The organism is Streptomyces sp. NPDC001204, assembly GCF_053598035.1.
Genome location: NZ_JBSFJL010000037.1, coordinates 48,561 through 55,391, shown reverse-complemented (window position 1 = coordinate 55,391; position 6,831 = coordinate 48,561). Strand labels below are relative to the sequence as shown.

The following is a 6,831-nucleotide window of genomic DNA, read 5'->3' as shown; positions in this document are numbered from 1 at the left end:
ACCGCCCTCGCTTCGCGGTCGGTCCGTGAGTGTGCGGGTGGGGGTCCGGCGGGGCCTGTTTCCGCGGCGGCCCCGGGTCGGGACTCGCGCCCGGAGCTGGGCAGCGGTTCCGTGTTCTTCCCTTCCGGGCCTACCGCCCTCGCTTCGCGGTCGGTCCGTGAGTGTGCGGGTGGGGGTCCGGCGGGGCCTGTTTCCGCGGCGGCCCCGGGTCGGGACTCGCGCCCGGAGCCGGGCAGCGCCTCCGCGGCCCTCCCCTCCGGGCCCACCGTCTCGGCCTGGCGGTCCGTCCGTGAGCGGGCCGTCCCGGGGGACCTGCCGGAGACCTCCGACACGGCGGCCCGCAGTCGCCGGACCTCCGCTCGCCACCGCGCCGTGTACGCGTCACCGCCGCGCCGGGCGGTCCGCAGCGCCGTGGCGAGATCGTCCCCGTACTCCCGCGGCAGCTCCTCGCTCAGCAGTGCGACGACCTCCGCGGCCCGCTCGGCCCCGCCGACGGCGGACGCGTCCAGCAGGGCCCGCCCCAGCCGTGGATGCACCCCCAGCCGCGCCAGCGACCGCCCCCGGTCCGTGGCCCGTCCGGCGGAGTCCACCGCGCCCACGGCCGTCAGCACCTCCCGGGCCGCCGCCATCGCCCCGCCCGGCGGCGGGTCCGGCAACGCGAGGCCGGAGGCGTCCGGATCGCCCCAGCAGGCCGCCTGAAGGGCGAAGGCCGTCAGATCCGCCACCTTGATCTCCGGCGCGGGAAAGGCGGGCAGACGTGCCTCCTCGGCCTCCGCCCAGCACCGGTACACCGCGCCCGGCGCCTCACGCCCGGCACGTCCAGCCCGCTGCCGCCCGGAGGCCCGCGAGGCCCGTACCGTCGTCAGCGCGCTCAGCCCGCGCGCGTGGTCCACGCGGGGCTCCCGCGCGAGCCCCGAGTCGACGACCACCCGCACCCCGGGCACCGTCAGCGACGACTCGGCGACCGAGGTCGCGAGCACCACGCGGCGCCGCCGCCCCGGCACCAGCACCGCGTCCTGCACGTCCGCCGGCGCCCGCCCGTGCACCTGGAGCACGTCCACGTCCCCGAGGTCCCCCAGCAGACCCGCGACACGCCCGATCTCGCCCACGCCCGGCAGGAAGCACAGCACGTCCCCCGCGCACTCGGCCAGCGCCCGCCGCACCACCGACGCCACATGCGTCAGCAGCGCGGGGTCCACCCGCATCCCGTGCGGCGGCCGTACCGGCCGGGCCGGCGGTGCCCACACCACCTCCACCGGATGCGACACGCCGTGCGCCTCGACCACCGGCGCCCCGCCCAGCAGCCGCGCCCACACGCGCGCGTCCGTGGTGGCCGAGGCGGCCACAAGACGCAGCTCCGGCCGCAGTGCCTCGCGCACGTCCCACAGGAACGCCGCCACCGTGTCCGCGTCCAGATGCCGCTCGTGGCACTCGTCGAGCACCACCACGTCGACGCCGGCCAGCTCCTGGTCCCGCTGGAGTCGCTGGAGCAGCACACCGGTCGTGACGACCTCCACGCGCGCGTGGCGCCCGACGACACGCTCCCCGCGCACGGTGTAGCCGACGCTTGCGCCGACCTTCTCGCCCAGCAGCCACGCCATCCGCCGGGCCGCAGCACGCGCAGCGATCCGTCGCGGCTCGGCCACGACCACCCGCCGTGCGGGCCCCTCACCCAGCAGCCCGGCCAGCGCCAGAGGCACCAGCGTGGTCTTGCCCGTGCCGGGCGGCGCCACCAGGACCGCGGTCCCGTGGTCGTCCAGGGCCTCGTGAAGGGCCGGCAGCGCGCCGCGCACCGGCAGCGCGCCCAGCTCGGCGTGGCGGATCACGCGATCGGTCCCGTACTCCCGCACCCGGTCCCCCGGTCCCGCACTCACTGCCGCGTTCAGTCCCGTACGCAGACGAAGATCGCCGTTCCCGGGATCAGACTCCCGCGCAGCGGCGACCAGCCGCCCCACTCGGAGGTGTTCCAGGCCGGCCACTCCGGCTCGACCAGGTCCACCAGCCGGAAGCCCGACGCCACCACGTCGCGCACCCGGTCCCCTACGGTCCGGTGGTGCTCGACGTACACCGCGCGGCCGTCCTCGTCCTGCTCGACGTACGGCGTGCGGTCGAAGTAGGAGCCGGACACCGACAGCCCCTCCGGGCCGGGCTCGTCCGGGAACGCCCAGCGGATCGGATGCGTCACCGAGAACACGAGCCGCCCGCCCGGCCGCAGCACCCGGCGCACCTCCCGCAGCACCGCGCGCGGGTCGGCGACGAACGGCAGCGCCCCGTACGCCGAGCACGCCAGGTCGAAGGAGCCGTCCGCGAACGGCAGCGCGCCCGCGTCGGCGCACACCAGCGGCAACGCTCCGCCGATGCGCAGCGCGTGCTGGAGCTGGCGGTGCGACAGGTCAAGGGCGACCGGGCGCGCCCCCTGCCCGGCCAGCCAGCGCGAGCACTGGGCCGCGCCGGCCCCGATCTCCAGGACGTCCTTGTCCTTGAGGTCCTCGGGGTCGCCGAGCAGCCCCGCCTCCACCTCGTCCAGGCCCTCCGGTCCCCACACGAAACGGTCGTCGCCGAGGAACGTGCCGTGCTCGATCTGGTACTCGTCCGCGTTGCGGTCCCACCAGCCCCGGTTGGCCCGGGAGCTCTCCGCGGCACCGGCCTCGCGCCGGGTGGCCTCCGGTTCGGCCGGTTCGAACTGTTCGGACGGTGCTGACTCTTGGATGATCGGCTCCCTCGTACTAATCTGCGGGCTCTCCCGTCCGACTGGTCCCGGCACTGTCAACAGAGGGACCGGCTCGGGTCTGCGTGGCCTCGGGAGACGGGTTTTCTGCCGGATATGAGGTGTTTTGCCCCGGCTGTGCGGCTTCGCGCATTGACCCTGTCCGGCTGCCCCCGTATGCTACAAGTTGCGCTGCGGGCCTGCGCGCCTCAGACGGAGCAGGCTGCGCTCGCATCTGTTGTATGTCCCCTCGGTTGTCGAGGCGTCACCGATTTTGTGTGGCGCTTCCTTGGCTGTCCGGCTTCTGCAGAGCGAAACGGGCTCCCGGCGTAATGCAGTACCTACGACTTCAATGTCCGTACCGGAGCCCTTTCCCACATGACGAGCAGCACCGAGACCACCGCCACCACCCCGCAGGTAGCGGTCAACGACATCGGTAACGAGGAAGCCTTCCTCGCAGCGATCGACGAGACGATCAAGTACTTCAACGACGGCGACATCGTCGACGGCGTCATCGTGAAGGTCGACCGGGACGAGGTCCTGCTCGACATCGGTTACAAGACCGAAGGTGTCATCCCGAGCCGCGAGCTCTCGATCAAGCACGACGTCGACCCGAACGAGGTCGTGGCCGTCGGCGACGAGATCGAGGCCCTGGTCCTCCAGAAGGAGGACAAGGAAGGCCGCCTGATCCTCTCGAAGAAGCGCGCCCAGTACGAGCGTGCCTGGGGCACCATCGAGAAGATCAAGGAAGAGGACGGCATCGTCACCGGTACCGTCATCGAGGTCGTCAAGGGTGGTCTCATCCTCGACATCGGCCTCCGTGGCTTCCTCCCGGCCTCCCTCGTCGAGATGCGCCGTGTCCGCGACCTCCAGCCGTACGTCGGCAAGGAGCTCGAGGCCAAGATCATCGAGCTGGACAAGAACCGCAACAACGTGGTCCTGTCCCGCCGTGCCTGGCTGGAGCAGACCCAGTCCGAGGTCCGCCAGACGTTCCTCACGACCCTCCAGAAGGGGCAGGTCCGCTCCGGTGTGGTCTCCTCGATCGTCAACTTCGGTGCCTTCGTGGACCTGGGTGGCGTCGACGGTCTGGTCCACGTCTCCGAGCTGTCCTGGAAGCACATCGACCACCCGTCCGAGGTTGTCGAGGTCGGCCAGGAGGTCACCGTCGAGGTCCTCGACGTCGACATGGACCGCGAGCGTGTCTCCCTGTCGCTGAAGGCGACCCAGGAAGACCCGTGGCAGCAGTTCGCCCGCACCCACCAGATCGGCCAGGTCGTGCCCGGCAAGGTCACGAAGCTGGTTCCGTTCGGTGCGTTCGTCCGCGTGGACGAGGGCATCGAGGGTCTGGTCCACATCTCCGAGCTGGCCGAGCGCCACGTGGAGATCCCGGAGCAGGTCGTCCAGGTCAACGACGAGATCTTCGTCAAGGTCATCGACATCGACCTCGAGCGTCGCCGCATCAGCCTCTCGCTGAAGCAGGCCAACGAGTCCTTCGGTGCCGACCCGTCCGCGGTCGAGTTCGACCCGACCCTGTACGGCATGGCCGCGTCCTACGACGACCAGGGCAACTACATCTACCCCGAGGGCTTCGACCCCGAGACCAACGACTGGCTCGAGGGCTACGAGAAGCAGCGCGAGGAGTGGGAGCGCCAGTACGCCGAGGCGCAGTCCCGCTTCGAGCAGCACCAGCAGCAGGTCATCAAGTCCCGCGAGGCGGACGCCGCTGCCGCCGCCGAGGGTGGCGAGGCCGCCGCTCCGGCCGCGTCCGGCGGTTCGTACTCCTCCGAGGGCGGCGACAACTCCGGCGCCCTGGCGTCGGACGAGGCGCTGGCCGCGCTCCGCGAGAAGCTGGCCGGCGGCCAGAGCTGAGCTCCCGCACAGGGGCCCAGCCGCTGAGGCTCAGCCGATGACTCGAAGGGCCGCACCCGTTCCGGGTGCGGCCCTTCGGGCTGTTCGGAGTACCTCGCGGCCACTTGCGGCCGACGGGGAATGCGAACGTCCCACAGCTCGTTGTGAACCTACGAATACGAGGAGGGGCGGTCACACAGTGCTTGATCCGCAGGGTTTGTACGCATGGGAGCCGAAGGGTCTGGCCGTCGTCGACATGGCGCTCGCCCAGGAGTCGGCCGGTCTTGTCCTGCTCTACCACTTCGACGGATACATCGACGCGGGGGAGACCGGCGACCAGATCGTCGATCGGCTGCTGGACTCGCAGCCCCACCAGGTCGTGGCGCGCTTCGACCACGACCGGCTCGTGGACTACCGGGCGCGCCGCCCGCTGCTGACGTTCCAGCGGGACCGCTGGACCGAGTACGAGGTGCCGGGCATCGAGGTGCGTCTCGTCCAGGACGCCACCGGCGCGCCGTTCCTGCTGCTGTCCGGGCCCGAGCCCGACGTGGAGTGGGAGCGTTTCGCGGCGGCTGTACGGCAGATCGTCGAGCGTCTCGGCGTACGCCTGTCGGTGAACTTCCACGGCATCCCCATGGGCGTCCCGCACACCCGCCCGGTGGGCCTGACCCCGCACGGCAACCGCAGTGACCTGGTACCGGGCCACCGCAGCCCGTTCGAGGAGGCACAGGTGCCGGGCAGCGCGGAGGCGCTGCTGGAGTACCGCCTGATGCAGGCCGGGCACGACGTGCTGGGCGTGGCCGCGCACGTGCCGCACTACATCGCGCGCTCCCCGTACCCGGACGCGGCGCTGACGGCCCTGGAGGCCATCACCTCGGCCACCGGGCTGGTCCTGCCGAACGTCGCCCACTCCCTGCGCAACGAGGCCCACCGCACCCAGACCGAGATCGACCGGCAGATCCGCGAGGGCGACGAGGAGCTCACCTCCCTCGTCCAGGGCCTCGAGCACCAGTACGACGCCGCCGCGGGCGCGGAGACCCGGGGCAACATGCTCGCCGAGCCCGTCGAGATCCCGTCGGCGGACGAGATCGGCCGCGAGTTCGAACGCTTCCTGGCGGAGCGGGAGGGCGAGAACTGACGCGGGGTGCGTGAGCCGGCGGGGGAGGGCAAGAGGTGGTGCCCACCCGGCGGGCGGGCCGCCGGGGACAGGGCCTAAGCTGCCGCTCATGCTGAGAGTGGGCCTCACCGGGGGCATCGGTGCCGGTAAGAGCGAGGTGTCGCGGCTGCTCGTGGAGTGCGGGGCGGTGCTGATCGACGCCGACCGCATCGCGCGCGAGGTCGTCGCTCCGGGCACGCCCGGCCTCGCGGCGGTCGTCGACGCCTTCGGCCCGGACGTGCTGACCGAGGACGGGAGCCTGGACCGGCCCAGGCTGGGTTCCGTCGTCTTCGCCGACTCCGGGAAGCTGGCCGTCCTGAACTCGATCGTGCACCCCCTGGTGCGCGCCCGCTCCCGCGAACTGGAGGAGGCCGCCGCCGAGGACGCCGTCGTGGTCCACGACGTCCCGCTCCTCACGGAGAACGGCCTGGCCCCGCTCTACGACCTCGTGATCGTCGTGGACGCGAGCCCGGCGACGCAGCTCGACCGGCTCCTGCGGCTGCGCGGGATGACCGAGGAGGACGCACGCGCGCGCATGGGCGCGCAGGCGACCCGGGAGAAGCGCCTGGAGATCGCGGACATCGTCATCGACAACGACGTACCGTTGGAGCGGCTCGAGCGGCGGGTGCGGGAGGTCTGGGCGGAGCTGGTCCGCGGGGCGCACACGCCCCGTCGGGCGTACCGGGAACGGGGATCCCAGGAATAGGGCTGCCCGGCCGGGGCGTTGAACCCCCTCGGCCAGGGAAGGAAGCAGTCGTGCCCGAACGTACTCCGGAGACTCACGTCATCGACTACCGCGCCGCCGAGAAGCTGCTCGCCGCGCGGGACCCGCGGGGCGCGGTCAAGCTGCTCGACCGGGTCATAGCCGCCCATCCAGAGAACACCTCCGCCCGGCTGCTGCGCGCCCGCGCCTTCTTCGCAGCCGCCCAGCTCCGGCCCGCGGAGCTGGAGTTCACCATCGTGCTGGAGCGCGAACCGGACAACGCGTACGCGCATTTCGCGCTCGCCCGCACCTACGAGCGGCAGGGCCGCCCCGACGAGGCCAGGCGCCACTTCCGGCTGGCCGCCGCGCTGGACCCGAACCCGGAGTACCTGAAACGGGCGCGGTTCGACACCTGAC

The 6,831-nt window shown here is 72.2% G+C and carries 6 protein-coding genes; 4 read left to right on the top strand and 2 right to left on the bottom strand.

The annotated features are described in order from the left end of the window. Nucleotides 1–1,826, bottom strand: a 1,826-nt coding sequence (locus tag ACWC91_RS35175; protein WP_450726197.1) for a DEAD/DEAH box helicase, incomplete at its 3' end; no start/stop codon positions are given. Nucleotides 1,827–1,882: 56 nt separating this feature from the next. After that, a complete protein-coding gene (locus tag ACWC91_RS35170; RefSeq protein ID WP_450640562.1) occupies nucleotides 1,883–2,770 on the bottom strand; it encodes a class I SAM-dependent methyltransferase in 888 nt (295 codons plus the stop codon). A 315-nt stretch (nucleotides 2,771–3,085) separates the two neighbouring features. On the opposite strand from ACWC91_RS35170, the gene rpsA reads away from it, so the two are divergent. From rpsA to ACWC91_RS35150, 4 genes are all read left to right on the top strand, one after another. Next, on the top strand, nucleotides 3,086–4,576 hold the full coding sequence (rpsA, locus tag ACWC91_RS35165; RefSeq protein ID WP_225074198.1) for a 30S ribosomal protein S1: 1,491 nt from the start codon (nucleotides 3,086–3,088) through the stop codon (nucleotides 4,574–4,576). 178 nt (nucleotides 4,577–4,754) lie between these two features. Further along, entirely contained in the window at nucleotides 4,755–5,693 is a 939-nt protein-coding gene (locus ACWC91_RS35160; protein ID WP_225074197.1) for a PAC2 family protein, read from the top strand. A gap of 88 nt (nucleotides 5,694–5,781) precedes the next feature. Then, nucleotides 5,782–6,417, top strand: coding sequence for a dephospho-CoA kinase (coaE, locus tag ACWC91_RS35155; RefSeq protein WP_281156253.1), 636 nt, complete (start codon nucleotides 5,782–5,784; stop codon nucleotides 6,415–6,417). Nucleotides 6,418–6,467: 50 nt separating this feature from the next. Then, nucleotides 6,468–6,830 (top strand): tetratricopeptide repeat protein, encoded by a 363-nt coding sequence (locus ACWC91_RS35150; RefSeq protein ID WP_225074195.1) that lies wholly within the window; start codon nucleotides 6,468–6,470, stop codon nucleotides 6,828–6,830. The last annotated feature ends 1 nt before the right edge of the window (nucleotide 6,831 follow it).

What these genes read in the sequence shown, in the direction of transcription:
- coaE (WP_281156253.1), top strand. Translation starts at nt 5,782, where the DNA reads ATGCTGAGAGTGGGCCTCACCGGGGGCATCGGTGCCGGTAAGAGCGAG.
- rpsA (WP_225074198.1), top strand. Translation starts at nt 3,086, where the DNA reads ATGACGAGCAGCACCGAGACCACCGCCACCACCCCGCAGGTAGCGGTC.